This is a genomic window from Pseudomonas sp. PARCl1 (assembly GCF_947311875.1).
Taxonomy (GTDB): domain Bacteria; phylum Pseudomonadota; class Gammaproteobacteria; order Pseudomonadales; family Pseudomonadaceae; genus Aquipseudomonas; species Aquipseudomonas juntendi.
In genome coordinates, this window is record NZ_CAMZMX010000014.1 from 38,216 (window position 1) to 62,323 (window position 24,108).

Sequence of the window (24,108 nt, forward strand, 5' to 3'; positions counted from 1 at the left end):
CCCAGGCTCGGTCATATGATTCAACTATGGAGGCACTGTGAAGGCATTGCAAGGCGTTGACGGACATGTGACCTGGGTCGAGGCCGAACGCCCGACCTGTGACGCGGGCCAAGTGCGCATCCGCGTGGCTGCGGCGGGGTTGAACCGCGCCGATTTGCTGCAGATGAAAGGTTTGTACCCACCGCCGCCAGGTGCCAGCCCGTACATGGGGCTGGAGTGCTCCGGGGTGGTCGAAGAAGTGGGCGCTGGCGCAGCCTGGCGCGTGGGTGATCGGGTCTGCGCGCTGCTGGCCAGCGGTGCCATGGCCGAGGAAGTGGTGGTCGACGCCCGCCACGTACTGCCGGTGCCCGAAGGCCTTGGCCTGCATGAAGCCGCTGCACTGCCGGAGGTGTACGCCACTGCCTGGCTGAACATCTTCCAGCTTGGTGCGCTGAAGGCGGGCGAGAAGGTCCTGGTGCACGCCGGTGCCAGCGGCGTCGGCTCGGCAGCCATTCAGCTGTGCAAGGCCTTTGGCAGCCCGGTCTGGGTCAGCGTCGGCTCGGCGGACCGCCTGGCCTATTGCCAGGCCTTGGGCGCAGCAGGTGGCGTGGTGCGTAACCAGAACCTCGACGCGCTGGAAGGTCTGGGCCCGTTCGACGTGATTCTCGACCCGGTGGGGGCCAGCTATGGTGAACTCAACCTCAAACTGCTGGCCCGTGACGGGCGCTGGGTGATCATCGGCCTGATGGGCGGCCGCACGTTCGAGCTGGACCTGGCTCAGGTACTGGGCAAGCGCCTGGGGATCACCGGTTCTACCCTGCGCAACCGTGATGACAGCTTCAAGGCCGAGCTGCTGCGCGAGTTGCAGCAGCAGGTGTGGCCGCTGTTCAGCGAAGGGCGCCTGTCGCCGCAACTGGTCGATACCTACCCTGTGGAGTTCGCCCAGGCGGCGTATGCCGAGCTGGAGACCAACCAGGTGTCGGGCAAGTTGGTGATGGTGATCGACCCGAGCCTGGCTTGAGGTTGCCGGGGCTGCTGAGCAGCCCATCGCGACACAAGGCCGCTCCTACAGGAGGTTGCATTTGCCTGTAGGCGCGGCCTTGTGTCGCGAAGCGCCCCCATGTCCCTCAAGTCCAACTCAAGACAGGCCAGCCATTCTTCTCGGCGTGCTCGCGCAACACCCCATCCGGGTTCACCGCATACGGGTGATCCACCTTCAACAACAACGGCAGGTCATTCCTCGAATCGGAATAGAAGCTCGCCCCCTCCAGGTTCTCCTGCTCCTGGTCCAGCCATTCCAACAGCCGGGTAATCTTGCCCTCGCGGTAGGTCAGTACCCCATGGGTGTTGCCGGTATACACCCCGTTCACCGCCTCCAGCTCGATCGCCAGGTATTCGTCCACGCCCAGGCGCGCCGCAATCGGCCCCACCAGGTGCGTGCCCGAAGCGGAAATGATCAGAATGCGATCGCCGCGCTTGCGGTGCTCGGCAATGCAGCGGCAGGCGTCGCCGTAGATGATCGGTTCGATCACCTCTTCAACCCACGGCTCCACCAAATGCTCGACTTCCTCCAGGGTGCGCCCGGCTATCGGCTCCAGGCTGAAGGCCATGTAGTCCTCCATCTGCAGGTGGCCTTTGCCGTACGCTTCCATCAGCTCATGGTCGCGGCGCAGGAATTCCTTGCCATCGACCCAGCCCAACCGGGCCATCTGTTCACTCCACAGCGACGCGCAGTCGCCGTGGATCAGGGTTTCGTCCAGATCGAAAATTGCCAATGCCATCGTGTTGCATCTCCTTAGGCCACTTCGCGTAGCGCCGTGGGGTCGATCGACAGGCTCACCCGTTGCCCGTCTGCATGCAGGTCGGCCGGTGAGCGGTTGAGTACGTCGACCACCAGTTCCACGCCACGCACTTGAACGCGGTAGCGGATCACGTTGCCCAGCAGGCTATGGCTGCGTACCTCGGCGTCGCGCTCACCCGCCAGGCCCAAGGTGATGGATTCCGGGCGGATCGCCAGGCGGCAGGCTATCGGGCGTTGCAGCAGGCGGCTGGCGCTGTCGGCGTCAAGCAGGTTGTAGTTGCCGATAAAGCCTGCGGCAAACAGGTCCACCGGCGCAGTGTAAAGGGTTTCGGCATCGCCGCTTTGCACAATGCGCCCCTGGTTCATCAGGAAGATACGGTCAGACATGGTCAGCGCCTCTTCCTGGTCGTGGGTGACGAAGATGGTCGTCAGCCCCAGTTCGCGCTGGATCGCGCGAATTTGCTCGCGCAGGTGCTTGCGGATACGTGCATCCAGTGCCGACAGCGGCTCGTCGAGCAGCAACAGGCGTGGCCGGGTGACCAGCGAGCGGGCCAAGGCCACGCGCTGGCACTGGCCGCCCGACAGCTGGTGCGGGTAGCGCCCGGCAAAGGTGCCCAGCTCGACCAGGTCCAGTGCCTCGCGCACGCGCCGCTGGCATTCCTCGGCCTTGACCTTCTGCATGCGCAGGCCAAAGGCAACGTTCTGCTCCACGGTCATGTTGGGGAACAGCGCGTAGCTCTGGAACACCATGCCGATGCCGCGTTGCTGCGGGCTCAGCGGCACGATGTCGTGGCCGTCCAGCAGGATCTGCCCGCGGTCCACCGGGGTGAGCCCGGCGATGCAACGCAGCAGCGTGGACTTGCCGCACCCGGAGGGGCCGAGCAGGGTGACGAATTCGCCGCGCTCGATGTGGCAGTCGATGTTCTCGAAAACCGGGTTGCCGGCATAGCGCTTGTGTAATTGCTGTACGCTGACGAAGCTCATGTCAGGTCTTGTCCTTGTTCAGGCAGTTGGCAACCCAGGTCAGTACCAGCACGAAGGCGAAGTAGGAAATCACCAGCGCGCTGTTGAAGTGGCCGCTGCTGTTGCGCATGTTGTTCAGGTACACCTGCAGGGTCTCGTAGCGGGTGCCGACCAGCAGGTTGGCGAACACGAACTCCCCGAACAGGAACGAGAACGACAGCAGCAGCGCCACCATCAGGCCCTTGCGCAGGTTTGGCAGCACCACCAGCAGTGCGGCTTGCCAGGTGCTGGCGCCCAGCAGCTGGGCTGCGTCCATCAGGTCGTGCAGGTGAATGGCCTGCAGGTTGTTGGTGATCGCCCGGTACATGAACGGCAGGGCGATGGTGAAGTAGCAGCCGATCAGGATCCACGGCGTGCCGACCATGGCCATCGGCCCGCTGCCGTACAGCTGCAGCAGCCCTACCGACGACACCACCGGCGGTACCGCGAAGGGCAGCAGGATCAGGATGTTCATCAGCCCGTCGAGCCTGGGGAAGTGGTAGTGGACCACGAACAACAAGGGCAGGATCAGTACCACCGACAGCAGCAGCGCCCCCACGCAGACCAGCAGCGACTGGCCGAACGCCGCCAGGAAGCGGGGTTCGCTCCACAGCGCGATGTACCACTTGAACGTCAGGCCGCTGGGCAGCAGGCTGGCCGACCAACTGGTAGCCAGCGAGTAGAGCAGGGTGCCGGCCAGGGGCAACAGCAGAATCAGGAACAGCAGGTACACCACGGCGCGGTGGTACCAGCCGCCGGCACGGGTTTCAGCGCGCATGGTAGCTCCGTTTCAGTAGCCATTGATGCACCACCGTGACCAGCGTCATCAGCCCTACCAGAACCATTGCCAGCGCGCTGGCCAGGTTGGGGTCGAGGCTGATGTCACCGGCCACCAGGCCAGCGATGCGGATCGGCAGTACGTTGAAGTTGCCAGTGGTCAGCGCGTACACGGTGGCGTACGCGCCAAGGGCATTGGCCAGCAGGATGACGAAGGTGCCCAGCAGGGCCGGGGTCAGCACCGGCAGGCCGATGTGCCGCCAGAACTGCCAGTGGCTGGCGCCCAGCAGTGCCGCCGATTCACGCCAGTCTTCGCGCAGTGCGTCGAATGCCGGGTACAGCAGCAGCACGCCCAGCGGGATCTGGAAGTAGGTGTACACCAGGATCAGGCCGTTTCTGGAATAGATGCTGAAGTCTTCCAGCAGGCCGATCTGCTTCAGCAGCAGGGTCAGTGCGCCGTTGAAACCGAGCAGGATGATGAAGGCAAAGGCCAGCGGCACCCCGGCGAAGTTGCTGGTCATGTTGGCGAAAGCGCTGACGAAGTCGCGCAGCCTCGAGTCTACCTGGCGCAGCGAATAGGCACCGAGGGTAGCGATGACGATACCGAACAGGCTCGACCAGAAGCTGATCTCCAGGCTGCGTTGCAACGCCTGCAGGTAGAACTTCGAGGTGAACACCTTGCTGAAGTTGGCCAGGCCCCAGCCAGCCTCCGATTGCAAGCTGTTGATCGCCACCCAGGCCAGCGGGGCGATCTGGAAGATGACGAAGAACACCGCGAACGGCAGTAGGCACAGCAAGGCCAGGTAGCGGCTGCGGTTCACTTGAGCAACTCCCTGCATACCGTTTTGTCGTGCGCCACGCCCAGCAGCTCGCAGATGGTGCCGCATAGCTCGGTCTGCTGTGGCTTGGCGGCCGGGTCAAGGCTGAAGGCTTCGCCAAAGACGAACAGCGGCACTTCGCGTTCCTCGGTGAGCAAGCCATTGTGCGAGCGGTCGTTGTTCATGCCGTGGTCGGCAGTGACCAGTACCTGGTAGCCCTCTTCGAGCCAGCCTGGCAGGTAGTCGGCCAGCAGGATGTCCACGCTGCGCGCGGCATTGCGGTACTGGCTGCTGTCCAGGCCATGGTGGTGGCCGACATCATCAATGCTCATGGGGTGCAACAGCAGAAAGTTCGGGGCGTGCCGCCGGCGCAGGTACTCGCCGTCGGCCAGCAGGTGTGAGTCGGGGTAACGGTCGTCCCAATAGAACAGCCCGTGCTGGATCGGCAGCTTCGGGGCGTGGGTATGGCGGTCGCGCTGCGGGTCGAAAGGCGAGCGGTTATACAGCTCGCTCATCCAGTGATAGGCCGCTGCCGCCGTACCCAGGTTGGCCTCGCGCGCGTAGTGGAACACGCTGCGTTGGTTGGACAGGCGGTTGACGCCGTTGTGCACGATACCGCTGTCGATGGGCGCTACGCCGGTGAGGATGCATTCGTACAACGGCCGTGACAGCGATGGCAATTCGCATTCCACGCGGTACAGCGCGGCGCGGTCGGCCTCGACATAAGCGTGCAGGTGGCCCATGGCATGGTGGGCAACCTGGTAGTTGAGGCCGTCGAGCAGGACCAGGATGACGTTGTGTTGCATGGTGGCTCCCAATGAGCTGCAGGCGGTTCTAGCTGAAAGCTGAAAGCTGAAAGTTGCAAGCTACAAGCTGCAAGAAGAAGCCGGCATGGCGCTCACCGGCTTCCACTTGTAGCTTGCAGCTTGCTACTTGAAGCTTCTTCATTCCATCTCGATGATCACCTGCTCCTGCCACAATTGCGGCAGCTTCTTCGAGGTCGTTTCCCAGGCTTCGGCATTCTTGATCGGCTGCGCCGCACTGTACTGCTCATTGGGCAGCAGTTTGGCCTGCACGTCTTCCGGCAGCTTCATGTGCTCGGCCCGGATCGGCCGTGCATGCCCCTTGGCCAGGTTGATCTGCCCGGCGTCGCTGAAGATGTATTCACGGGTCAGCTTGGCAGCGTTGGGGTGCTTGGCGTATTTGTTGATGACGGTGGTATAGCCGGAAATCACCGAGCCGTCGGCCGGGATCAGCACTTCAAAACGCTTGGGGTCGATCTGCTCGCGGTAGCTCAGGCCGTTGAAGTCCCATACCACGCCCACTTCAACTTCACCCTTTTCAAGGGTCTGGATGGTCGGGTTCGCCAGGGACAGGCGCTTCTGCTGGGCCAGCTTGGTGAACAGTTGCAGGCCGGGTTCGATGTTGCTTTCACTGCCTTTGTAGGCGATGGCCGCGGCCAACACGCCGTTGGCCGCCTGGGCAGCGGTGCCGACGTCACCGATAGCGACCTTGTACTTGCCTTTCTCCAGGTCGTGCCAGGTTTTCGGGCGTTCGCCTTCCTTGACCAGATCCTTGTTGATGATGAAGGCGATGGTGCCGGTATAGGCCAGTGCCCAGTGGCCATCTTCATCCTTGGCCCATGCCGGCACCTGATCCCAGGTGCTGGGCTTGTACGGTTGGCTGACACCCTTGGCCACTGCAATCGGGCCGAAGGCGGCGCCCACGTCACCGATATCGGCGCTGGCGTTGTCTTTCTCGGCCTCGAACTTGGCCAGCTCCTGCGCCGAGCTCATGTCGGTGTCGCTGTGCTTGAGGCCATATTTGCTGGCCAGGTCTTCCCAGGTGCCTTTCCAGTTGGCCCAGGCATCGGGCATGCCCACGCTGTTGATGGTGCCTTCCTTGCGGGCGGCGTCTTCCAGCGCCTTGAGGTCAGGGCCGGCGGCCAGCGCCGAGGTGCACAGGGTAATGGCCGAACCGAGCAGTGACGCCATGAACAACTTTTTCATCCGAAGCTCCTTGGTATGGGTGCCTGTAGCGATCGTTGTTAGGAGTGAAGGGGTTGTCTGGTGACCGTTGGTCTAGGTCAGCAAACCTTGAGCCAAGGTAGGCCGCTTGCGTGACAATTTGATGTAGGGGTACACCGGCAACGGCCCTGCGACTAAAGCGTAGACCACGGAATTCAACCGGTCGGGCGGCCTTGGCGCGTTTCTGGCAAGGGTCGCGGCAGGCGCTTGTCACAGGATATTCATCAGCCCTGCCTAGGCTGCACTAATCTTCACAGGCCCCTTTGTGGGGCTGGACTAGTCCAGATAGGTAACCTTTTGATGCAGTCGACGCCCCCGCGTGCGGTAACAGCCATCTGCCATGCCCTGCAGGAGCAGATCGAGCACGGCTTGCTGGAGCCGGGCGGCAAGTTGCCGGCCGAGCGCCGGCTGAGCGAGCTGTTCGGCACCACGCGCATTACCCTGCGTGAAGCGCTGGTGCAGCTTGAAGCCCAGGGCCTGATCTACCGCGAAGAGCGGCGCGGCTGGTTTGTGGCGCCGCAGCGCCTGACCTACGACCTGATCGAACGCAGCCACTTCCATGCCATGGTGCGCGCCCAAGGGCGCGTGGCCAGCACCGAGCTGCTGTCGGCGCGGCTGCAGCCAGCCCCGGCAGCCATCTGCGCGCGCCTGCAGATGCCGGCGTTGTCCAGTGTGGTGCGCATCTGCCGATTGCGGCGCATTGATGGGCGGGCAGTGTTGTATGCCGAGCACTACCTCGCCCCCCGGTATTTTCCGGACATCCTCGAGCACGACCTGGCGCAGTCGCTGACCGAGATCTATGGGCGGGTGTATGGCATCGAGTATGGGCAGGTGTGTTTCGAGATCCTGCCAACGGCATTGCCAGTTGAAGCGGCGGGGGCGTTGAAAGTATCGGCGGGGAGCCCGGGGCTGCACATCACCCGGGTCAACAGTGACCAGTATGGGCACCTGATCGACTGTGACCTGGAGTATTGGCGGCATGATGCCATTCGTATTCGTGCCCAGGCGGGCTAGGGTGTTGGCTGCTTCGCGGGCTTGCCCGCTCCTACAGGTACTGCACAGGCCTTGAACACTGTGATTACCCTGTGGGAGCGGGCAAGCCCGCGAAGAGGCGCTAACTGGAGGAACCGGTTTCCGCCATCCCACCACCCCCAGCGGTCACCACCTGTACCGACAACCGTGGCGTCGCCAGATCCAGCCCGGCCTCGTCCAGCTGCCGCTTCAGCGCCAGGTTGAACGCCCGCGACACTTCCCATTGCTTGATCGGCGCGGTCTTGAACCGTGCCCGCAACACCGCCGAACCCGACTCGAAGCTTTCCACCCCCTGCAGCTCCAGCGGCGACCAGATATTGCGGCGCATCAGTGGGTCGTTGCGCAGTTTTTGCCCGACTTCGCGAATCAGCGTGATGGCCTGGTCGATGTTCATGCTGTGCGGGATCGCCACCCGGAAGATCGCGTAGCCGAACTCCCGCGAGTAGTTCTTGATGCTCTTGATTTCGCTGAACGGAATGGTGTGCACGATGCCGTCGATATCGCGCAGGCGCACGGTGCGGATGGTCAGCCCCTCGACGGTGCCCAGGTGGCCGCCGACATCCACGTAGTCGTCGATGGCCAGCGAGTCTTCGATGATGATGAACAGCCCGGTGATCAGGTCGGCCACCAGCGACTGCGCGCCAAAGCCGATGGCCAGGCCGATCACGCCGGCACCGGCCAGCAGCGGGGTGACGTTCATGCCCATGTTGGCCAGGGCCACGATCACGGCAATGATGAAGATGACCACGAACATCACGTTGCGGATCAACGGCATCATGGTTTGCGCGCGGGCATTGGCCAGCCCCCGGCGCGAACGTACCAAGGCATGGTGCACGGCGGTGTCGGCCAGGATCCACACCAGCCAGGCGACGATCAGCGTGCCGGCCAGCCCCAGCAGGCGCACGCTGATGTCGTGACCGTCGCCCTCGGCGAAGGTGATCATCGACAGGCCCCACACGCGCAAGCCCAGCTCGATGAACAGCAGCCAGATGAGGATGTGCACCAGCAGGTAGCCAAAGTTGCGCAGGCGCTCGGCATACACCGCCTGGCGCTTGGCCGCCCGCTTGGGGTTGGCTGCATGCCGCCGCACCAGGCCATTGAGCACCATGCACACCACCACCAGCACCGTGCACATCAGTGACTGGCGCAGCGCGGTGCTGGTGTCACCGGCAGAAACGAAGGTGGCGAACAGTGAAATCGCCACCAGGATCAGTGCGGGAATGAACCAGAAGCTGCCAAGGATCTCGATGGTGTCGCTGAGCGTGCGCCGCGTCAGGCGCCGGGACAGCGGCTGGTTGCGGATCAGGTGGGCGATCGGCCGGCGGAAGCGCAGGATGAACAGCCCGGTACACAGGGCGGCAATCACATTGGCCAGGGTTGCCAGCGCATGTGCCAGGTGGGTACCCAATGCCACCAGCAGGCGCGGGTCGCTCATGGCCTCGCCAAAGGCGGCGAAGCTGCCGATCAGCCACAGTGGCCGGAACGCCTGGTGCCGCAGGATATGTAAGGCGCGGTGGCGGTGCGGGCCGTCGAGCAGCGAAAAGGCGATGACGCACACCGCCGAGAAGCAGGTGCCCACCACCAACGCGTAGGCCAGCACCATGGCCAGCGATTTGCCCAGTGACGGCGGCAGCACGAAGCTAAGGTACACGGTGAACACCAGCGCCACCAGCCAGGGGCCCAGCTTGCGCAAGGCAAAGCGCACCAGGTCCCAGGTACGTGGGTGTTGCGGCAGTTCTTCACTCAGCCCAAACCGCAGGCGTATGCGGTGGCCGACCCAGTTGAAGAAGTAGGCCAGCAGGCTCCACACGGCAATCACCGCGGCAAAGCCGAACAGGATGGCCGGCCACTGGTGCACCGGCACCATCAGCTCGGTCAGCTCGACCTGGGCCTGTTCGATTTCCGCCGCCCAGCGGTGGAACGGGCTGGCATCGCCGCTGAACTGTTTTTCGAAGTCACTCAGCGCACCGCCGATCAGGCCGAGCACACCTTGCTCGACACTGGGCTGAGTTTGCCGGGTGGCATCGCGCAGTTTTTTCAGGTCGGCCAGCAGCTTGGCCCGTTGCTGGTCGTTCTCGAGGTTCTTGATCACCTCGTCCAGCGACTCGCCCAGTGGCTCGGTGGCTTCCGGCTGCGCGGGCGCGCTGCTGCCCAGCAGGCTGGGCAGGCCCGCTGCCTGCACCGGGGTGATGAACAGCAAGAACAGTAGGAACAGGAAACGCAGAAGGGCAGGCACTGGCAAATCTACCTCAGGTCAAACGATTGGCCGAGTGTAGAGGTTTATGTCGGCAGTTTCTCGAGGATCTTCCAGCAGGTAAGGCCAAAGATGCCCAAGGTGCCGATCCACATCATCAGCACACCGATACTGCGTTCGCGCATGCTGAAGCCAACGGTCAGCAACAGCAGGAACAGGAAAACCGGCACGAACAGGGACAAAAACGGGGACATGGACAGCAATCCTTTTGCAGTGGGGCCATGTAACAAGCATAGCGGGTGGCAAGCGAAGCGGGATTGACCTTGAGCAGGCCAGGCCCTATCGCCGGCAAGCCGGCTCCCACAGGGAAAGCGCCAGCCCTGAAGGTTGTGCAGTACCTGTGTGGCTTGCCGGCGATAGGGCCAGACCTGCCTAGCTCAAGGCAGCTCGCGGCACCGGTAGAACGCTGTCAGCACCTTCACCAGGTGCGCCAGGTCATGGCTACCACACAGCTCGCGAATCGAGTGCATGGCAAAGGTCGGCAAACCGATATCCACGGTGCGCACACCCAGGTGGCTGGCCGTGATCGGCCCGATGGTCGAGCCACAGCCCATGTCGCTGCGTACCACGAAGCTCTGCACGGGCACTTCTTCGGCCATGCACAGGTGGCGGAAGAACCCAGCGGTTTCGCTGTTGGTGGCGTAACGCTGGTTGTTGTTCACCTTGATCACTGGCCCGGCGTTGAGTTTGGGCCCATGGTTGCCGTCGTGCTTGTCGGCATAGTTGGGGTGTACGCCGTGGGCGTTGTCGGCCGATACCATCAGCGAACGCTGGAGGGTGCGCACGTAGGTGTCGCCGTCGGGCAGCAGGCGTTGCAGGGTCTGCTCCAGCATCGGGCCATCGGCGCCGCAGGCCGAGCAGCTACCGACCTCTTCATGGTCGGTGCACACCAGCACGCAGGTTTCGTCGCTGTCGGCGGCCAGCAGTGCCTGCAGGCCGGCGTAGCACGACAGCAGGTTATCCAGGCGGGCCGCGGCGATGAAGTCGCCGTTCAGGCCGACCAGGGCGGCCTGCTGGGTGTCGTAGAAGCTCAGTTCGTAGTCCAGCACCACGTCGGCGATCAGCTCGTGTTCACGGGCCAGTTGCTCGGTGAGCAGGGCGCGGAAGTCGATGCGTTCGTCACCGGCCACCTGGGCCAGAATCGGCGGCAGTTCGTTCTGCGGGTTGATCGCCCAGCCCTCATTGGCGGTGCGGTTCAGGTGGATGGCCAGGTTGGGGATGATGGCAATGGGCAGTTTGAAGTCGATCAGTTGGCTTTCGACCTTGCCATCACGGCGGTAGGTGACCCGCCCGGCCAGCGACAGGTCGCGGTCGAACCACGGCGCCAGCAGGGCGCCGCCATACACTTCTACGCCCAGTTGCAAAAAGCCCTGGCGCTGCAGCTCGGGCTGCGGCTTGACCCGCAGGCAAGGGCTGTCGGTATGCGCGCCGACCATGCGGATACCGTGGTGTAGCGGGGCTTGCTTGCCCAACTTGATGGCGATGATCGACGAGTCGTTGCGGGTAACGTAGTAGCGCCCGCCCGGCACCGTGGCCCAGCTATCACGCTCGTCCAGGCGCTGGTAACCGGCTGCCTCCAGGCGTTGGGCCAGGTTGGCGGTGGTATGGAAGGGCGTGGGGGAGGCCTTGAGAAAGTCGATAAGGCCAGAATTCAGTGCATCGCGCATAACTCACTCCAATTCGAGCTTCAAGCTATAAGCTTCAAGCCATAAGCTACAAGCCATAAGCTACAAGCCATAAGCTACAAGTCGTAAGCTACAAGCTTCAAGCAAAGGCAGTCCGCGGAGCAAGCTTCCACGCGATCTGTCTTTGCTTTTTCTTGCAGCTTGCAGCTTGATGCTTGCAGCTTAAAAAGGTGCAGGGCACTCGAACTTCAGCCGTTGCCCGGAAACCGGGTGGGTGAAGCTCAGCATCGAGGCGTGCAGGCACAACCGCTCATGCGCCGCCAATGCCTGCGGGTTGGCATACAGGCGATCGCCCAGCAACGGGTGCCCGATCGACAGCATGTGCACGCGCAACTGGTGTGAACGCCCGGTGATCGGGGTCAGCTCCACCCGGCAGTGGTCGCCACAGCGCTCGACGATGCGCCAGAAGGTGAGGGCATGCTTGCCTTGCTCATGATCCACCACGTGGCGGGGCTTGGTCGGTGGGTCGTAGCGCAGCGGCAGGTCGATGCTACCGCTGTCCAGCGCCGGCTGCCCCCAGCACAACGCGGTGTAGGCTTTTTCGGTTTCACGGTCGTGGAACTGGCGCGACAGCTCGCGGTGGCTGTCGGCATCGCGGGCCAGCAGGATGATGCCCGACGTTTCCCAGTCCAGGCGGTGCACGATCAGGGCGTCGGGGTAGCCGTTTTGCTGCAGGCGGGTGATCAGGCAGTCCTTGTTGTCGTCGGCGCGGCCAGGCACCGACAGCAGCAGCGTCGGCTTGTTGATCACCAGGATGGCGGCGTCTTCGTGCAGGATCTGGATGTTCGACAGCGGCATTGCTCGGTCTCGGTTATATCAGGGGAAAACAGCGGGGCCGCTTTGCGGCCCTTTCGCGACACAAGGCCGCTCCCACAGGGGAGTGCATAACCCTTGTGGGAGCGGCCTTGTGTCGCGAAAGGGCTGCAACGCAGCCCCGGCTTTTTTGCCGAATCAACGATCCGGCAAGGTAATGTTCAGCTCCAGAATGGAGCAGCTGCCCTGGTTCTCCAGCTCGATATGCACGTCGTCATTGCCGATGTTCACATACTTGCGGATCACTTCCAGCAGTTCTTTCTGCAGCTCCGGCAGGTAGTCCGGCTCGCTGCGCTGGCCGCGCTCGTGCGCCACGATGATCTGTAGACGCTCTTTCGCCACCGACGCGCTGGTCTGTTTCTGTCTGCCACGAAAGAAGTCAAAAAGGTTCATGGTTTATTTGCTCCCGAAAATGCGCTCGAAGAATCCTTTCTTCTGTACATCGATGAAGCGCATTGGCTTCTCTTTGCCCAACAGGCGGTCGACTGCATCGCTGTAGGCCTGGCCAGCGTCGCTCTGGTCATCGAGGATGACCGGGATACCCTGGTTGGAAGCCTTGAGCACAGCCTGAGACTCCGGGATGACGCCTTTGAGTTTGATCGACAGGATTTCTTCGACGTCGGCCACGCTGAGCATTTCGCCCTTCACCACGCGCTCGGGATGGTAGCGGGTGATCAGCAGGTGCTCCTTGATCGGCTCTTCGCCGTTCTCGGAACGGCGCGATTTGCTCGACAGGATACCCAGCATGCGGTCCGAGTCACGTACCGACGACACTTCAGGGTTGGTCACGACAATCGCTTCGTCGGCGAAATACATCGCCAGGTGCGCGCCTTTCTCGATACCGGCCGGCGAGTCGCAGATCACGTACTCGAAGTCCTTTTTCAGGTCCATCAGTACCTTTTCCACGCCTTCCTGGGTCAGCGCGTCCTTGTCACGGGTCTGGCTGGCGGCCAGCACGTACAGGTTCTCGAGGCGCTTGTCCTTGATCAGGGCCTGCTGCAGGTTGGCTTCGCCGTTGACCACGTTGACGAAGTCGTACACCACGCGGCGTTCGCAGCCCATGATCAGGTCGAGGTTACGCAGGCCCACGTCGAAGTCGACGATGACGGTCTTGTGGCCGCGCAGTGCGAGGCCGGTACCAATGGCGGCGCTGGTGGTGGTCTTGCCCACACCCCCCTTGCCGGAAGTAACCACGAGAATCTTGGCCAAGGTGTTTCACCCCTAAAATAGTCGGGACACTTGTCCCTGCAAAAAACTGAAATAGCTTTAATAGCTCAAATAAAAGGCAACTGTAAAAAAAGTTGCACTAAAAATGCTGGCAAGTATCCGTTAAAGACGGGTGATGTTCAACACGTCACCAGACAGGCTGACTTGCACGCCGGTGCCCCACAGCGGGTCGCGGCGCAGGTCTTCGCAGACCTTGTACTGGCCAGCGATGGAGACCATTTCGGCGGTCATCTGCTGGCAGAAGATACGTGCCTTGGTATTGCCTTTGATGCCGGCCAGGGCGCGGCCGCGCATGGCGCCGTACACATGGATGTTGCCATCGGCCAGAAGTTCCGCACCCGGGCTGACCGAAGCCGTGACTATCAGATCGCCACCTTGGGCGTAGATCTGCTGGCCGCCGCGTACCGGCGAAGTGATGATGCGGGTCGGGCGTACCTCCGGCTCCGGGGCGGGGGGCGGTACCGGGGCGGGTTCGGGTTTTTTCACCGCTTCGGGTTCGGGCTCCAGCGGCCGCTCACGGGCGCCGGACGGCGGCAGCACGGGCAGGTCGATGGCGATGGCGGCGGCGATGTCCTCGATGCGGCTGGCACGAATGGCCAGCGTACGCAGGCCATGGTGGCGGCAGATCCGCATCAAGCCGGGCAGGTCGATTGCCCCTTCATCGGCAGGCAGCTTGTCCAGCGCCAGTACCAGCGGCGTGTTACTGAAGAAGTTCGGCGCCTGGGCGACTTTGGCCGCCAGCTGGCGGTCCAGGGCTTCAAGGTCATTGCGCGCCAGTTCCAGTACGGTGATGGCAAGCATGCTGCCCTTGAGCTGGAACACGGAAGCGGTGTCGGGTGTGTGGTTTGGGCTCATGGTCTGCATAGACGGCTTGTTGCGGAAAAAGTGCCCTGACTTATAACGAGAACACCGGTTGCCCGCAACATGCGCTGATCCGTTGTAGAATGCGCAGCCTTTGTCTTTCCGGATGCTTCAATGGAACGCCCGCGTTTTCGTCGCTATTACCTTCACCCAAAGTTCTGGGGCCTGTGGCTGGGCCTGGGCCTGCTGTGGCTGGTAGTCCAGTTGCCGTACCGGGTGCTGTTGAAAATCGGTGCCGCGCTGGGCGCGGTGATGTACCACTTTGCCGGCGAGCGCCGGCGCATTGCTGCGCGCAACCTGGAGCTGTGCTTTCCGGAGCTGTCAGTCGACGAACGGCAGCGGTTGCTGAAGGCCAACTTCGCTTCTACCGGCATCGCCTTTTTCGAAATGGCCATGAGCTGGTGGTGGCCCAAGGCGCGGCTGGCACGCCTGGCCCATGTCGAGGGCCTGGAGCACCTGCAAGCCGCGCAGCAGGCGGGGCAGGGGGCCATCCTGATGGCGGTGCACTTCACCACCCTGGAAATCGGCGCGGCGCTGCTGGGCCAGCAGCACACCATCGACGGCATGTACCGCGAGCATGGTAACGCGCTGTTCGATTTCATCCAGCGCAGCGGCCGCGAGCGCCACAACCTCGATTCGCTGGCGGTGGAACGCGAGGATGTGCGTGGCATGCTCAAGCTGCTGCGTTCGGGCCGGGCGATCTGGTACGCGCCGGACCAGGACTACGGCACCAAGCAGAGCCTGTTCGTGCCGCTGTTCGGCATACCCGCCGCAACGGTCACGGCCACCACCAAGTTTGCCCGGCTGGGCAAGGCGCAGGTCATTCCGTTCACCCAGAAACGCCTGGCCGATGGCAGCGGCTACCGGCTGGTGATCCACCCACCGCTGGCGGACTTCCCCGGGGAAAGCGAAGAGGCCGATTGCCTGCGCATCAACCAGTGGGTCGAAAGCGTGCTGCGCGAATGCCCCGAGCAGTACCTGTGGGCGCACCGCCGGTTCAAGTCGCGGCCCGAAGGGGCTGAGCGGCTGTATGACAAGAAAAAGCGTTGAACCCTGTGTCGTCGGGAAGCACGCCATGGCCCCACCTGCGGTAACCGGCCTTATCCTGTCTGGCGGTGGCGCCCGCGCCGCCTATCAGGTCGGCGTACTGGCCGGCATCGCCGAGCTGTTGCCGGCCAGCGCAGCCAACCCGTTCCCGGTGATCGTCGGCACTTCGGCAGGGGCCATCAACGCCGTGACCCTGGCCAGCGGTGCCGGCCAGTTCAACAGCGCCGTGCAACGGCTGACGCACTTCTGGCAGAACATTTCCAGCCACCTGGTGATCCGCAGTGACTGGCCTGGGGTGGTGCGCCAGGCCAGCCGGTTTGTCGGCCACAACCTGCTTGGGCTGGGCGGCCAGGCGCCCGTGGCGTTGCTCGACAGCCGCCCGCTGCGCACCTTGCTGGAGGCGCAGCTGAACCTGGATGGCATTGGCCAGGCCTTGGCCGCCGAGCAACTGCGCGCGGTAGCGGTAACCGCCTTCGGTTACGAGTCCGGCCAGGCGGTGACCTTCTACCAGGGCCGAGGCTCGATCGAGGCCTGGTTGCGCCACCGCCGCATCGGCGTGCCCACGCCGCTGGGCATCGACCACCTGCTGGCCAGTGCGGCGATCCCGCTGCTGTTCGCGCCGGTGCAGCTGGGTGACGAGTATTACGGTGACGGTGCGGTGCGGCAGTCGGCGCCGATAAGCCCGGCCCTGCACCTGGGTGCCAGCCGGGTGCTGGTGGTCGGCGTCAGCGGCAACCCGCAGCGGCCTGCGCCACCCTTGCCAACCCAGCGGGTGTTCAGCGGGCAGCAGCCAAGCCTGGCGCAGATCGGCGGGCACCTGCTCAACAGCACCTTCATCGACAGCCTGGAAGATGACATCGAACTGCTGCAGCGGCTCAACCACCTGGGCCGGCTGTTGCCAGCGCACCTGGACGCACGTCGCCTGGGCCTGGCACCGATCGATGTGCTGGTGGTTGCGCCCAGCCAGCCGCTGGACGAGATTGCCGCGCGCCACCGCCGCGACCTGCCGGCGGCACTGCGCCTGTTCCTGCGCGGGCCGGGGGCAACCCGTACCAGTGGGGCGGGGGTGTTGAGCTATCTGCTGTTCGAAGCCGGTTATTGCAGTGAGCTGATCGAGTTGGGGCGCCGCGACGCCTTGGCCAAACAGCGCGAGCTGCGCCAGTTCCTGGGTATCGGATAGCGCCTGCGCCGGCCCTTTTGCGGCATTGCACCGCCGCCAAAGGGCCCGGCCGGCTTACTCCGCTATTTGCAGCTTGCGCGACTGGGTATAGACGTAGCGCACCTTTTCATACTCGAACGGCGAGTTGAGCTGGCCATAGCGGAATTTGGTGTTGTAGCGTTTGTCCACTACGCGCAAGGCGAAGATCTCGGGGTGGTCCTTGCTGGCGTCGGCCACGTTGAGATAGTTGATGCTCTGCTCGCCGGCATAGTCCACTGCCAGGCCGGTGGTATCGCGCAGGTTCGACGGGCCCAGCAGCGGCAGCATCAGGTACGGACCTTCGGGTACCCCGTAGAAGCCCAGCGTCTGGCCAAAGTCTTCGCTCTGCCGTGGCAGACCCATGCTGGTCGCCGGGTCCCACAGCCCCCCCACGCCAATGATGGTGTTGAACATCAACCGCGCGGTGATCTCGGCCGAGCGTTTGGCCTTGAGCTGCAGCACGCTGTTGAACAGGTTCGGCACATCGCCCAGGTTATTGAAGAAGTTGCTGACCCCGGTGCGGACGAAGCTTGGCGTAACGTACTGGTAGCCGTTCACCAACGGCAGCAGCACCCACTGGTCGAGGCGGTAGTTGAAGTGGTAGATGCGCCGGTTGACCGACTCCAGCGGGTCGTACACGTTCAGCGCCTCCAACGTGGAGCGCTCGAACTCGCGCTGGTCCAGGCCGGGGTTGAATTTCAGCTCGCGCAGCGGGTCGAGAAAACCGTCGGACTCGGGCACCAGTGGCGCTGTGCCAACCACCTGCGGGTCGGCCTCGACCACGCTGGCCCGCGGTGCGGTTTCGGCGGCCAGGGTATAACCGGCGGCTAGCAGGGCAGTGGCGAAGAGGAGTTTGTTAACCACGGAAGAACTCCAGCATGGCGTCGCTGTTGACGCGGTAGTTGAGGTTGCCGCAATGGCCGCCATGGGGGTAGAGGGTCAGCCGGTCACCAAAGACCTTGCGCAGGAAGCCGATGTCGCCCGGGCCGAGGATGACGTCGTCGGCGTTGTGCATCACCGCGATCTTGTCGCTGCTGTGCAGGTAGTCTGCCAGCGCGTACAAGCTGACCTGGTTGATCAGTTGCAGGATGCTGTTGCCGTCGGTGCGTGCACGCCACATGGGGATTACCTGCTCGGTCATGTAGCAGTCGAAGTCACACTGCAGTGCACGTTTGAAGAACGGCGTGAGGCTGCTGCCTTCGGTGATCGGGTACTTCGGCGGAATGATCAGGCCGCGACGGTTGATCAGGTCGGAGGTAAAGGCAATGTCGGCCGCCGAGAAGCGGAACGAGGTGCCGATCAACATGGCCATCTGTTCGTTGGACAAATGTTGTTTCGACTGCTGGAAGTCGTACAACAGGGCATCGTTGAGGTCGATGTAACCCTTGTCCTGGAAGTAGCGGGTGAGCTTTTGCAGCATCAACTCGTAGAAGGTGGTGCTGCGGTCGATGCCCTTCACCTGGGTTTGCACCAGCTTGTCGAGGTTGTTGATCGAGGTGTACAGGTTGACCGGTGGGTTGAGCAGCAACACGCGCTTGAAGTTGAAGCTGCGGCGGGTTTCGTCCAGGTGGCTGACGAACGCCGCGTCGAGGGCCCCCAGGCTGTAGCCGGTCAGGTAGAACTCGCTGACCGGCAGGCGCGGGTGCTGGGCCCGCACGGCCTGCATGACCCGGTACAGGTCTTCGGCGTCTTCCTGGGTGATGCCGGGGGTGGCAAAGCGCGAGGCGGCGCTTATGAAGTCGTAGCTGGTAGGCGAAGACAACTGCACCACGTGGAAACCGGCCTGATAGAACAGCTTCTTCAGGTATTCGTTGATGGTGCTGTTGTAGGCGGCCCCGGTGCCGGCGATGATGAAGATCAGCGGCGCCGCGTGGTCCTGGCGGGCCAGGCGGTACTTGAGCTTTTTCACCGCCCAGAAGTTGTCGGGCAGGATGAACTCGCGCTCCGGGCGCAGGTTCAGGCTGTAGTCGGACTGGTCGATGTCTTCATCGCTGGGCAGGGTCGGGCGCTGCTCCGGCGGTGTGGTGGCGATGGTGGCCTCGAACGGGTTGGTCAAGGGGTAGCCATAGCTGGCGGCGTCGATATCGCGCGCTGAAGCGGCCACAGCCATGAGCAGGCCACCGAGCAAGGCAGCGAGGCGCAAAGTACGAAGCATGTAATCCCCCAAAAGAACGCAAGGTCAAGCGTATGCAGGCTAGGACCACTGCGGGCTGAACAAAGTTGCCTGGCGTAGTGGCCTTTGGTGTTCTTGTTATCTGCAACATAGCTGCAGGCCGACAATTTTGCCTTATCAAGGGCGATGGGTGATCATCGTTTTCTTCAATAGTGACTGTAGGGAAAACAGGATGTCTCGTGCCTTGCCGGCAACCATGGTCATGCTGTTCATCGGGCTGTGGCTCGCAGCCAGTTACGCGGTGCGTTACGGGCTGATGGAAGACGGCCAGTGGGTCGGCCTGTGCACATTACCGGCGGCGTACTGGCAGTGCGAGGTCCGGTCGTTGCTGGGGCTGGGCATTCACCACCAGGTGCTGGCCTGGGGCGGTTTGGGCCTGGCCCTGTTGGCGCAGGTGGTCGCCGGCCGTGCAGGCTGGTGGCTGGCTTTCCTGGCCCTGGTGTTCGCGGTGCCGGCGCTGGTGCTGTATACCGCCAGCATTGCGGTGTTTGCGCTGGTGCTGGCGGGCTTGCGGTTGGTCCGCTCGCAGCGGCGGGCCTGACCAGGCCAACCGCCGCATTAAAGGTGCGCCGCGGCCGCCATCACACCGCGCGCAGCCGCAAGCTGCGCCACAGCGCCACGGTCATTATCACGCTCACCACCGCCCACCCCCAGGCCTGGCGGTTCTGCAGCCCTTCGACAAACAGCTGTGGCGCCACCCCGGCGCCCACGATAAACGCCAGCAATGCCACCTCCGCCCGCCGCGCACGCACCGGCCACAGCGCGTACACCAGCGCCGGCAACGCCAGCGCTGCAGTGGGGAAGCTGCGGTAGCGCGGGTCGAACACCAGCGCCAGCATACTCACCGCCGCAGCGAAGCCCGCTGCCAGCAACAGCCAGCCGGCGCGCGCCTGCAACCCGGCGAACAGCCGCTCGCGCCAACCGGCGCGCTGCGCCTGGGCCAACACGGCATGGGCCAGCACCAACAGGTTCAGTGCGACCAGCCCCAGCGCCCACGCCCATTCCCCGGCGAAGCGCGCATGGGTACGCACCAGCTCGCCCCACAAGCCCAGGCAACCCGCCCCCAGCGCTGCCAGCAGCGGTAACAGCAACGCCGCCCGCAGGGTGGCGGGGCGCCCGGCCAGCACCAGCATGACCAGCATCAGCGCGGCGCTGCCCAGCAACCACTGCGGCCAGTAGTGCAGGTTGCTCACCGGCCCTTCCAGCACACCCTTGTCCTGCCGGTCGGCATCGTACAACCCCCAGTACCCGCCCACCGCACCTTCGTTGGCACGCTTCCACGGCTGGTCGAAGGCCTCGATCAGGTTGTAGTGCCAGCCATTGGCCTCTGCCATGCTCACAAAACCACGAATGAAGCGCGCTTCATTGACCCGGCTGGGCACTGCCGTCTCGCGCTGGCGGCCTTCGCTGGGCCAGCCGGTTTCACCAATCAGGACGTCCTTGGGCGCAAAGCGCGTACCGAACACCCGGCGTACATCGGCGACATGGGCCAAGGCCTGGTCGATGCCCTGGGGGTCGTCCTCCCAGTAGGGCAACAGGTGAATGGTGAGGAAGTCCACCGCCGGTGCCACCTGCGGGTGCTGCAACCAGAATTCCCAGACATCGGCGTAGGTCACCGGCACGTGCACCTGGCTTTTCACCCGGGCGATCAGCGTGGCCAGGTGTGCACCGGTCACCTCCTTGCGCAGCAGGGTTTCGTTGCCGACGATCACTGCGCTGACCACGTCGGGGTTGGCATTGGCGGCGGCGATCAGCAGGTTGATTTCCCGCTCGGTGTCGGTGGCGTGCGCATTGACCCAGGCCCCCAGCATCACCTTCAGGCCGTGCTTGCGCGCCAGCGCCGGTATTGCTTCAAGACCGGTCATGGAATAGGTGCGAATGCACTGAAAGCGTTCGGCCAACAAGGCCAGGTCGGCATCCATGCGCTGCGGGCGCAGCCGAAACGGTTGGTCGTAGGGCGACTGGTCCTTGTCGAACGGTGTGTACGAGGCACATTGCAGCTTGTGTGCAGGGCTCGCGGCATCGGGCAGTTGCAGCGGCTTGCCAAGCCCGTACCAGAGCGCTCCCAGCCCCAGCAGGGCGAACAGGCAGGCAAACAGGTACAACGGCAGCAGCGCGCGGGCAGAACGGGGCATCAGGCGGTCCATCGTCAGGCACAAAGGGATAGATAGTAGCCCGGCGCCAAAGCTTTGGCATGCAAGGATCGCGCAGGTCGTGGTGGGCATATGGCGCTAATGGCACAGTGCTGTCGCATATGGGGCAGGTACAGGTCGCAGCTGGATCAGGTCGCCCGGGGTTGCAGGCAGATGATGGAATCTCCAAGACCTGACGAGGGGATGCTTTGATGGCAACTTTGAAAAAAATGCGACGTTTCCTGGGGGTGGGCACCGCCCTGGTACTGGGATTGAGCGCAGCACAGGCAATGGCCAAGGAAGTGAGCATTGGCTACGTGGACGGCTGGGCCGACAGCGTGGCAACCACCAACGTGGCGGCCGAAGTAATCAAGCAGAAGCTCGGCTACGATGTGAAGTTGCAGGCCGTTGCCACCGGGATCATGTGGCAGGGTGTGGCGACCGGCAAGCTCGATGCCATGTTGTCGGCCTGGTTGCCGGTGACCCATGGCGAGTACTGGGCCAAGAACAAGGATAACGTGGTCGACTACGGCGCCAACTTCAAAGATGCCAAGATCGGCTTGATCGTGCCTGAGTACGTCAAGGCCACCAGCATCGCCGACCTCAAGACCGACAACAGCTTCAAGCAGAAGATCGTCGGCATCGATGCAGGCTCGGGCGTGATGATCAAGACCGAACAGGCCATCAAGGACTACGACCTGACCGGCTACAAGCTGCAAGCCAGTTCGGGCGCCGCGATGACCGCCGAACTGGGCCGTGCCTACGCCAAGCAGCAGTCGATTGCAGTGACCGGCTGGGTGCCGCACTGGATGTTCGCCAAGTGGAAGCTGAAGTTCCTCGAAGACCCGAAAGGCGTTTATGGCGCGTCGGAAACCGTAAACAGCATTGGCAGCAAAGAACTGGCGACCAAGGCACCGGAAGTGGCCGAGTTCCTGAAGAAATTCAGCTGGCAGTCCAAAGACGAGATTGGCGAAGTGATGCTGGCCATCCAGGAAGGCGCCAAGCCTGAAGCGGCGGCCAAGGACTGGGTGGCCAAGCACCCGGACCGCGTGAAGGAATGGACTGGCAAGTAACAACCTGAAGGGCCGGTTTTGTTGCTTCGCGGGTAAACCCGCTGCCGCAGGGCAGCGGGTTCTCTCGCGAATGGGCCGGCACTTTGTTACGCAAACGGTAAAACACCGTTGCATCTAAGACTAAGGTCGTCTGGTTGGCGTCCATCGGCAGCATAAAGTAAGGGTGTGGGTGTTTCCCTACTTGTGCTGCTAGGACAAAAACAATGAACGACAGCATTTACCTCTCGATACAAAACAGCCCTCGCTTCAAGGAGCTGGTCAGCAAACGCGAACGGTTCGCCTGGATCCTCTCGGCGATCATGCTCGGCTTGTACTGCGCTTTCATCCTCCTCATTGCCTACGGTCCTCACATACTGGGCGCCAAGCTCAGCCCTGAGTCGTCGATCACCTGGGGTATCCCCATCGGCGTCGGCCTGATCGTCTCGGCATTCGTCCTTACCGCCATCTACGTGCGCCGCGCCAACGGCGAGTTCGATGAGCTGAACAAGGCCATCCTGAAGGAGGCGCAACAATGATTCGCCACGCCAAAGCCCTGGCCATACTGGCCTGCGGAGCCTTCGCACCCGCCGTGTGGGCCGCCGATGCCCTGACCGGCGAGGTGCAGAAGCAACCGCTGAACGTCTCTGCCATCGCCATGTTCGTGGCGTTCGTCGCCTTCACCCTGGGCATTACCTACTGGGCCTCCAAGCGCAACAAGTCGGCGTCGGACTACTACGCCGCCGGCGGCAAGATCACCGGTTTCCAGAATGGCCTGGCGATTGCCGGCGACTACATGTCGGCAGCCTCGTTCCTGGGCATTTCCGCACTGGTGTTCACCTCTGGCTACGATGGCCTGATCTACTCGATCGGCTTCTTGGTCGGCTGGCCGATCATTCTCTTCCTGATTGCCGAACGCCTGCGCAACCTGGGCAAGTACACCTTCGCCGACGTGGCTTCGTACCGCCTCGGGCAAAAGGAAATCCGCACCCTGTCGGCTTCCGGCTCGCTGGTGGTGGTAGCGTTCTACCTGATCGCGCAGATGGTCGGTGCCGGCAAGCTGATCGAGCTGCTGTTCGGCCTGGACTACCATGTGGCGGTGATCCTGGTGGGTATCCTGATGTGCCTGTACGTGCTGTTCGGCGGCATGCTGGCCACCACCTGGGTACAGATCATCAAGGCCGTGCTGTTGCTGTCCGGTGCCAGCTTCATGGCGCTGATGGTGATGAAACACGTGGGCTTCGACTTCAACACGCTGTTCTCCGAAGCGATCAAGGTGCACGCCAAGGGCGAGGCCATCATGAGCCCGGGCGGCCTGGTCAAAGACCCGATCTCGGCGTTCTCCCTGGGCCTGGCGCTGATGTTCGGTACGGCCGGCCTGCCGCACATCCTGATGCGCTTCTTCACCGTCAGTGACGCCAAGGAAGCCCGCAAGAGCGTGCTGTACGCCACCGGCTTCATCGGCTACTTCTACATCCTCACCTTCATCATCGGCTTTGGCGCCATCCTGCTGGTCAGCACCAACCCTGACTTCAAGGACGCCGCCGGCGCGCTGCTGGGCGGCAACAACATGGCCGCGGTGCACCTGGCCAATGCCGTGGGTGGCAGCGTGTTCCTCGGCTTCATCTCGGCAGTGGCGTTCGCCACCATCCTGGCGGTGGTCGCCGGCCTGACCCTGGCGGGCGCCTCGGCAGTGTCCCACGACCTGTACGCCAGCGTGTGGCGCAAGGGCAAGGCCAACGACAAGGACGAGATCCGCGTGTCGAAGATCACCACCGTCGCCCTCGGCGTACTGGCGATCGGCCTGGGCATCCTGTTCGAGAAGCAGAACATCGCCTTCATGGTCGGCCTGGCGTTCTCCATCGCCGCCAGCTGCAACTTCCCGGTCCTGCTGCTTTCGATGTACTGGAAAAAGCTGACCACCCGTGGCGCCATGATCGGCGGCTGGCTGGGCCTGGTCAGCGCAGTGACGCTGATGATCCTTGGCCCGACCATCTGGGTGCAGATCCTGGGCCATGAAAAGCCGATCTACCCGTACGAGTACCCCGCGCTGTTCTCGATGGCCATTGCCTTCGTCAGCATCTGGTTCTTCTCGGTCACCGACAAGTCCAAGGCCGCAGAAAACGAACGCGCGCTGTTCTTCCCGCAGTTCGTCCGTTCGCAGACTGGCCTGGGGGCTTCAGGCGCTGTGTCGCACTGAGCCCGCCCGCCCATAAAAAAACCGCGCCGAAGC

Annotated in this window: 24 protein-coding genes; 8 read left to right on the forward strand and 16 right to left on the reverse strand. The window is 63.2% G+C overall.

The window, feature by feature from the left end; translation table 11 throughout:
• Window positions 1-37: 37 nt before the first annotated feature.
• A complete protein-coding gene (locus QME24_RS10270) occupies window positions 38-1,000 on the forward strand; it encodes an NAD(P)H-quinone oxidoreductase (RefSeq protein ID WP_009686243.1) in 963 nt (320 codons plus the stop codon).
• Between the two features lie 106 nt (window positions 1,001-1,106).
• On the opposite strand, the gene QME24_RS10275 is transcribed toward QME24_RS10270, so the two are convergent.
• The 6 genes from QME24_RS10275 to QME24_RS10300 form a co-directional block, all read right to left on the reverse strand.
• Window positions 1,107-1,760 (reverse strand): HAD family hydrolase, encoded by a 654-nt coding sequence (locus QME24_RS10275; RefSeq protein ID WP_029885876.1) that lies wholly within the window; start codon window positions 1,758-1,760, stop codon window positions 1,107-1,109.
• Between the two features lie 14 nt (window positions 1,761-1,774).
• Window positions 1,775-2,764 carry an ABC transporter ATP-binding protein gene (locus QME24_RS10280; RefSeq protein WP_009686245.1) on the reverse strand — a complete coding sequence of 330 codons (990 nt, stop codon included), beginning with the start codon at window positions 2,762-2,764 and terminating at the stop codon, window positions 1,775-1,777.
• A gap of 1 nt (window position 2,765) precedes the next feature.
• The gene (locus QME24_RS10285; protein ID WP_029885877.1) at window positions 2,766-3,560 is read right to left on the reverse strand and encodes an ABC transporter permease; all 795 of its coding nucleotides are present in this window, start codon (window positions 3,558-3,560) and stop codon (window positions 2,766-2,768) included.
• Window positions 3,550-4,398 carry an ABC transporter permease subunit gene (locus QME24_RS10290; RefSeq protein ID WP_054881375.1) on the reverse strand — a complete coding sequence of 283 codons (849 nt, stop codon included), beginning with the start codon at window positions 4,396-4,398 and terminating at the stop codon, window positions 3,550-3,552. The genes QME24_RS10285 and QME24_RS10290 overlap by 11 nt, the downstream gene beginning before the upstream one ends.
• The gene (locus QME24_RS10295; RefSeq protein ID WP_009686249.1) at window positions 4,377-5,183 is read right to left on the reverse strand and encodes an alkaline phosphatase family protein; all 807 of its coding nucleotides are present in this window, start codon (window positions 5,181-5,183) and stop codon (window positions 4,377-4,379) included. The genes QME24_RS10290 and QME24_RS10295 overlap by 22 nt, the downstream gene beginning before the upstream one ends.
• A gap of 138 nt (window positions 5,184-5,321) precedes the next feature.
• The gene (locus QME24_RS10300; protein WP_029885879.1) at window positions 5,322-6,386 is read right to left on the reverse strand and encodes an extracellular solute-binding protein; all 1,065 of its coding nucleotides are present in this window, start codon (window positions 6,384-6,386) and stop codon (window positions 5,322-5,324) included.
• A 318-nt stretch (window positions 6,387-6,704) separates the two neighbouring features.
• Here QME24_RS10300 and QME24_RS10305 point away from each other — a divergent pair, with 318 nt between their 5' ends.
• The gene (locus QME24_RS10305) at window positions 6,705-7,418 is read left to right on the forward strand and encodes a UTRA domain-containing protein (RefSeq protein WP_029885880.1); all 714 of its coding nucleotides are present in this window, start codon (window positions 6,705-6,707) and stop codon (window positions 7,416-7,418) included.
• Between the two features lie 100 nt (window positions 7,419-7,518).
• Here the strand turns inward: QME24_RS10305 and QME24_RS10310 are convergent, their stop codons facing one another.
• The 7 genes from QME24_RS10310 to minC form a co-directional block, all read right to left on the reverse strand.
• Entirely contained in the window at window positions 7,519-9,672 is a 2,154-nt protein-coding gene (locus tag QME24_RS10310; RefSeq protein ID WP_029885881.1) for a mechanosensitive ion channel domain-containing protein, read from the reverse strand.
• Window positions 9,673-9,716: 44 nt separating this feature from the next.
• The gene (locus tag QME24_RS10315; RefSeq protein WP_009686254.1) at window positions 9,717-9,884 is read right to left on the reverse strand and encodes a hypothetical protein; all 168 of its coding nucleotides are present in this window, start codon (window positions 9,882-9,884) and stop codon (window positions 9,717-9,719) included.
• Window positions 9,885-10,067: 183 nt separating this feature from the next.
• Window positions 10,068-11,357, reverse strand: coding sequence for a M18 family aminopeptidase (locus QME24_RS10320; RefSeq protein WP_281690835.1), 1,290 nt, complete (start codon window positions 11,355-11,357; stop codon window positions 10,068-10,070).
• 180 nt (window positions 11,358-11,537) lie between these two features.
• Window positions 11,538-12,173 carry an RluA family pseudouridine synthase gene (locus tag QME24_RS10325; RefSeq protein ID WP_009682848.1) on the reverse strand — a complete coding sequence of 212 codons (636 nt, stop codon included), beginning with the start codon at window positions 12,171-12,173 and terminating at the stop codon, window positions 11,538-11,540.
• Between the two features lie 153 nt (window positions 12,174-12,326).
• Entirely contained in the window at window positions 12,327-12,581 is a 255-nt protein-coding gene (gene minE / locus QME24_RS10330) for a cell division topological specificity factor MinE (RefSeq protein ID WP_009682849.1), read from the reverse strand.
• Window positions 12,582-12,584: 3 nt separating this feature from the next.
• Entirely contained in the window at window positions 12,585-13,397 is an 813-nt protein-coding gene (gene minD / locus QME24_RS10335; protein ID WP_003252574.1) for a septum site-determining protein MinD, read from the reverse strand.
• A 120-nt stretch (window positions 13,398-13,517) separates the two neighbouring features.
• A complete protein-coding gene (minC, locus tag QME24_RS10340) occupies window positions 13,518-14,279 on the reverse strand; it encodes a septum site-determining protein MinC (RefSeq protein WP_009682850.1) in 762 nt (253 codons plus the stop codon).
• Between the two features lie 111 nt (window positions 14,280-14,390).
• Between minC and QME24_RS10345 the strand changes: the two genes are divergently transcribed.
• The gene (locus QME24_RS10345) at window positions 14,391-15,326 is read left to right on the forward strand and encodes a lipid A biosynthesis lauroyl acyltransferase (RefSeq protein WP_054905605.1); all 936 of its coding nucleotides are present in this window, start codon (window positions 14,391-14,393) and stop codon (window positions 15,324-15,326) included.
• Between the two features lie 25 nt (window positions 15,327-15,351).
• Window positions 15,352-16,503, forward strand: a complete 1,152-nt coding sequence (locus tag QME24_RS10350) for a patatin-like phospholipase family protein (RefSeq protein ID WP_281690836.1) — start codon at window positions 15,352-15,354, stop codon at window positions 16,501-16,503.
• 54 nt (window positions 16,504-16,557) lie between these two features.
• On the opposite strand, the gene QME24_RS10355 is transcribed toward QME24_RS10350, so the two are convergent.
• Window positions 16,558-17,385, reverse strand: coding sequence for a VacJ family lipoprotein (locus QME24_RS10355; RefSeq protein ID WP_029885885.1), 828 nt, complete (start codon window positions 17,383-17,385; stop codon window positions 16,558-16,560).
• The gene (locus QME24_RS10360) at window positions 17,378-18,676 is read right to left on the reverse strand and encodes a serine/threonine protein kinase (RefSeq protein WP_029885886.1); all 1,299 of its coding nucleotides are present in this window, start codon (window positions 18,674-18,676) and stop codon (window positions 17,378-17,380) included. The genes QME24_RS10355 and QME24_RS10360 overlap by 8 nt, the downstream gene beginning before the upstream one ends.
• 190 nt (window positions 18,677-18,866) lie before the next feature.
• Here QME24_RS10360 and QME24_RS10365 point away from each other — a divergent pair, with 190 nt between their 5' ends.
• Window positions 18,867-19,235: a hypothetical protein gene (locus tag QME24_RS10365; RefSeq protein WP_281690837.1), complete on the forward strand. Its 369-nt coding sequence runs from the start codon at window positions 18,867-18,869 to the stop codon at window positions 19,233-19,235.
• 40 nt (window positions 19,236-19,275) lie between these two features.
• Here QME24_RS10365 and QME24_RS10370 read toward each other — a convergent pair whose 3' ends face one another.
• The gene (locus QME24_RS10370; RefSeq protein ID WP_154211767.1) at window positions 19,276-20,841 is read right to left on the reverse strand and encodes a beta (1-6) glucans synthase; all 1,566 of its coding nucleotides are present in this window, start codon (window positions 20,839-20,841) and stop codon (window positions 19,276-19,278) included.
• A gap of 197 nt (window positions 20,842-21,038) precedes the next feature.
• Here QME24_RS10370 and QME24_RS10375 point away from each other — a divergent pair, with 197 nt between their 5' ends.
• The 3 genes from QME24_RS10375 (at window position 21,039) to QME24_RS10385 (ending at window position 24,075) form a co-directional block, all read left to right on the forward strand.
• Complete coding sequence (locus QME24_RS10375) at window positions 21,039-21,899, forward strand: glycine betaine ABC transporter substrate-binding protein (protein ID WP_009682858.1); 861 nt, start codon at window positions 21,039-21,041, stop codon at window positions 21,897-21,899.
• Window positions 21,900-22,102: 203 nt separating this feature from the next.
• Window positions 22,103-22,414, forward strand: coding sequence for a DUF485 domain-containing protein (locus tag QME24_RS10380; RefSeq protein ID WP_009682859.1), 312 nt, complete (start codon window positions 22,103-22,105; stop codon window positions 22,412-22,414).
• Window positions 22,411-24,075: a cation acetate symporter gene (locus QME24_RS10385; protein ID WP_009682860.1), complete on the forward strand. Its 1,665-nt coding sequence runs from the start codon at window positions 22,411-22,413 to the stop codon at window positions 24,073-24,075. Before QME24_RS10380 ends, QME24_RS10385 begins: the two co-directional genes overlap by 4 nt.
• Window positions 24,076-24,108 lie beyond the last annotated feature (33 nt).

Bases quoted from the DNA above. Each gene is read 5' to 3' on its own strand.
- QME24_RS10275 (WP_029885876.1), bottom strand. From the start codon at position 1,760: ATGGCATTGGCAATTTTCGATCTGGACGAAACCCTGATCCACGGCGAC.
- QME24_RS10280 (WP_009686245.1), bottom strand. From the start codon at position 2,764: ATGAGCTTCGTCAGCGTACAGCAATTACACAAGCGCTATGCCGGCAAC.
- QME24_RS10285 (WP_029885877.1), bottom strand. From the start codon at position 3,560: ATGCGCGCTGAAACCCGTGCCGGCGGCTGGTACCACCGCGCCGTGGTG.
- QME24_RS10290 (WP_054881375.1), bottom strand. From the start codon at position 4,398: ATGCAGGGAGTTGCTCAAGTGAACCGCAGCCGCTACCTGGCCTTGCTG.
- QME24_RS10295 (WP_009686249.1), bottom strand. From the start codon at position 5,183: ATGCAACACAACGTCATCCTGGTCCTGCTCGACGGCCTCAACTACCAG.
- QME24_RS10300 (WP_029885879.1), bottom strand. From the start codon at position 6,386: ATGAAAAAGTTGTTCATGGCGTCACTGCTCGGTTCGGCCATTACCCTG.
- QME24_RS10305 (WP_029885880.1), top strand. From the start codon at position 6,705: ATGCAGTCGACGCCCCCGCGTGCGGTAACAGCCATCTGCCATGCCCTG.
- QME24_RS10315 (WP_009686254.1), bottom strand. From the start codon at position 9,884: ATGTCCCCGTTTTTGTCCCTGTTCGTGCCGGTTTTCCTGTTCCTGCTG.
- QME24_RS10320 (WP_281690835.1), bottom strand. From the start codon at position 11,357: ATGCGCGATGCACTGAATTCTGGCCTTATCGACTTTCTCAAGGCCTCC.
- QME24_RS10325 (WP_009682848.1), bottom strand. From the start codon at position 12,173: ATGCCGCTGTCGAACATCCAGATCCTGCACGAAGACGCCGCCATCCTG.
- minE (WP_009682849.1), bottom strand. From the start codon at position 12,581: ATGAACCTTTTTGACTTCTTTCGTGGCAGACAGAAACAGACCAGCGCG.
- minC (WP_009682850.1), bottom strand. From the start codon at position 14,279: ATGCAGACCATGAGCCCAAACCACACACCCGACACCGCTTCCGTGTTC.
- QME24_RS10345 (WP_054905605.1), top strand. From the start codon at position 14,391: ATGGAACGCCCGCGTTTTCGTCGCTATTACCTTCACCCAAAGTTCTGG.
- QME24_RS10350 (WP_281690836.1), top strand. From the start codon at position 15,352: ATGGCCCCACCTGCGGTAACCGGCCTTATCCTGTCTGGCGGTGGCGCC.
- QME24_RS10360 (WP_029885886.1), bottom strand. From the start codon at position 18,676: ATGCTTCGTACTTTGCGCCTCGCTGCCTTGCTCGGTGGCCTGCTCATG.
- QME24_RS10365 (WP_281690837.1), top strand. From the start codon at position 18,867: ATGTCTCGTGCCTTGCCGGCAACCATGGTCATGCTGTTCATCGGGCTG.
- QME24_RS10370 (WP_154211767.1), bottom strand. From the start codon at position 20,841: ATGGACCGCCTGATGCCCCGTTCTGCCCGCGCGCTGCTGCCGTTGTAC.
- QME24_RS10375 (WP_009682858.1), top strand. From the start codon at position 21,039: ATGGCAACTTTGAAAAAAATGCGACGTTTCCTGGGGGTGGGCACCGCC.
- QME24_RS10380 (WP_009682859.1), top strand. From the start codon at position 22,103: ATGAACGACAGCATTTACCTCTCGATACAAAACAGCCCTCGCTTCAAG.
- QME24_RS10385 (WP_009682860.1), top strand. From the start codon at position 22,411: ATGATTCGCCACGCCAAAGCCCTGGCCATACTGGCCTGCGGAGCCTTC.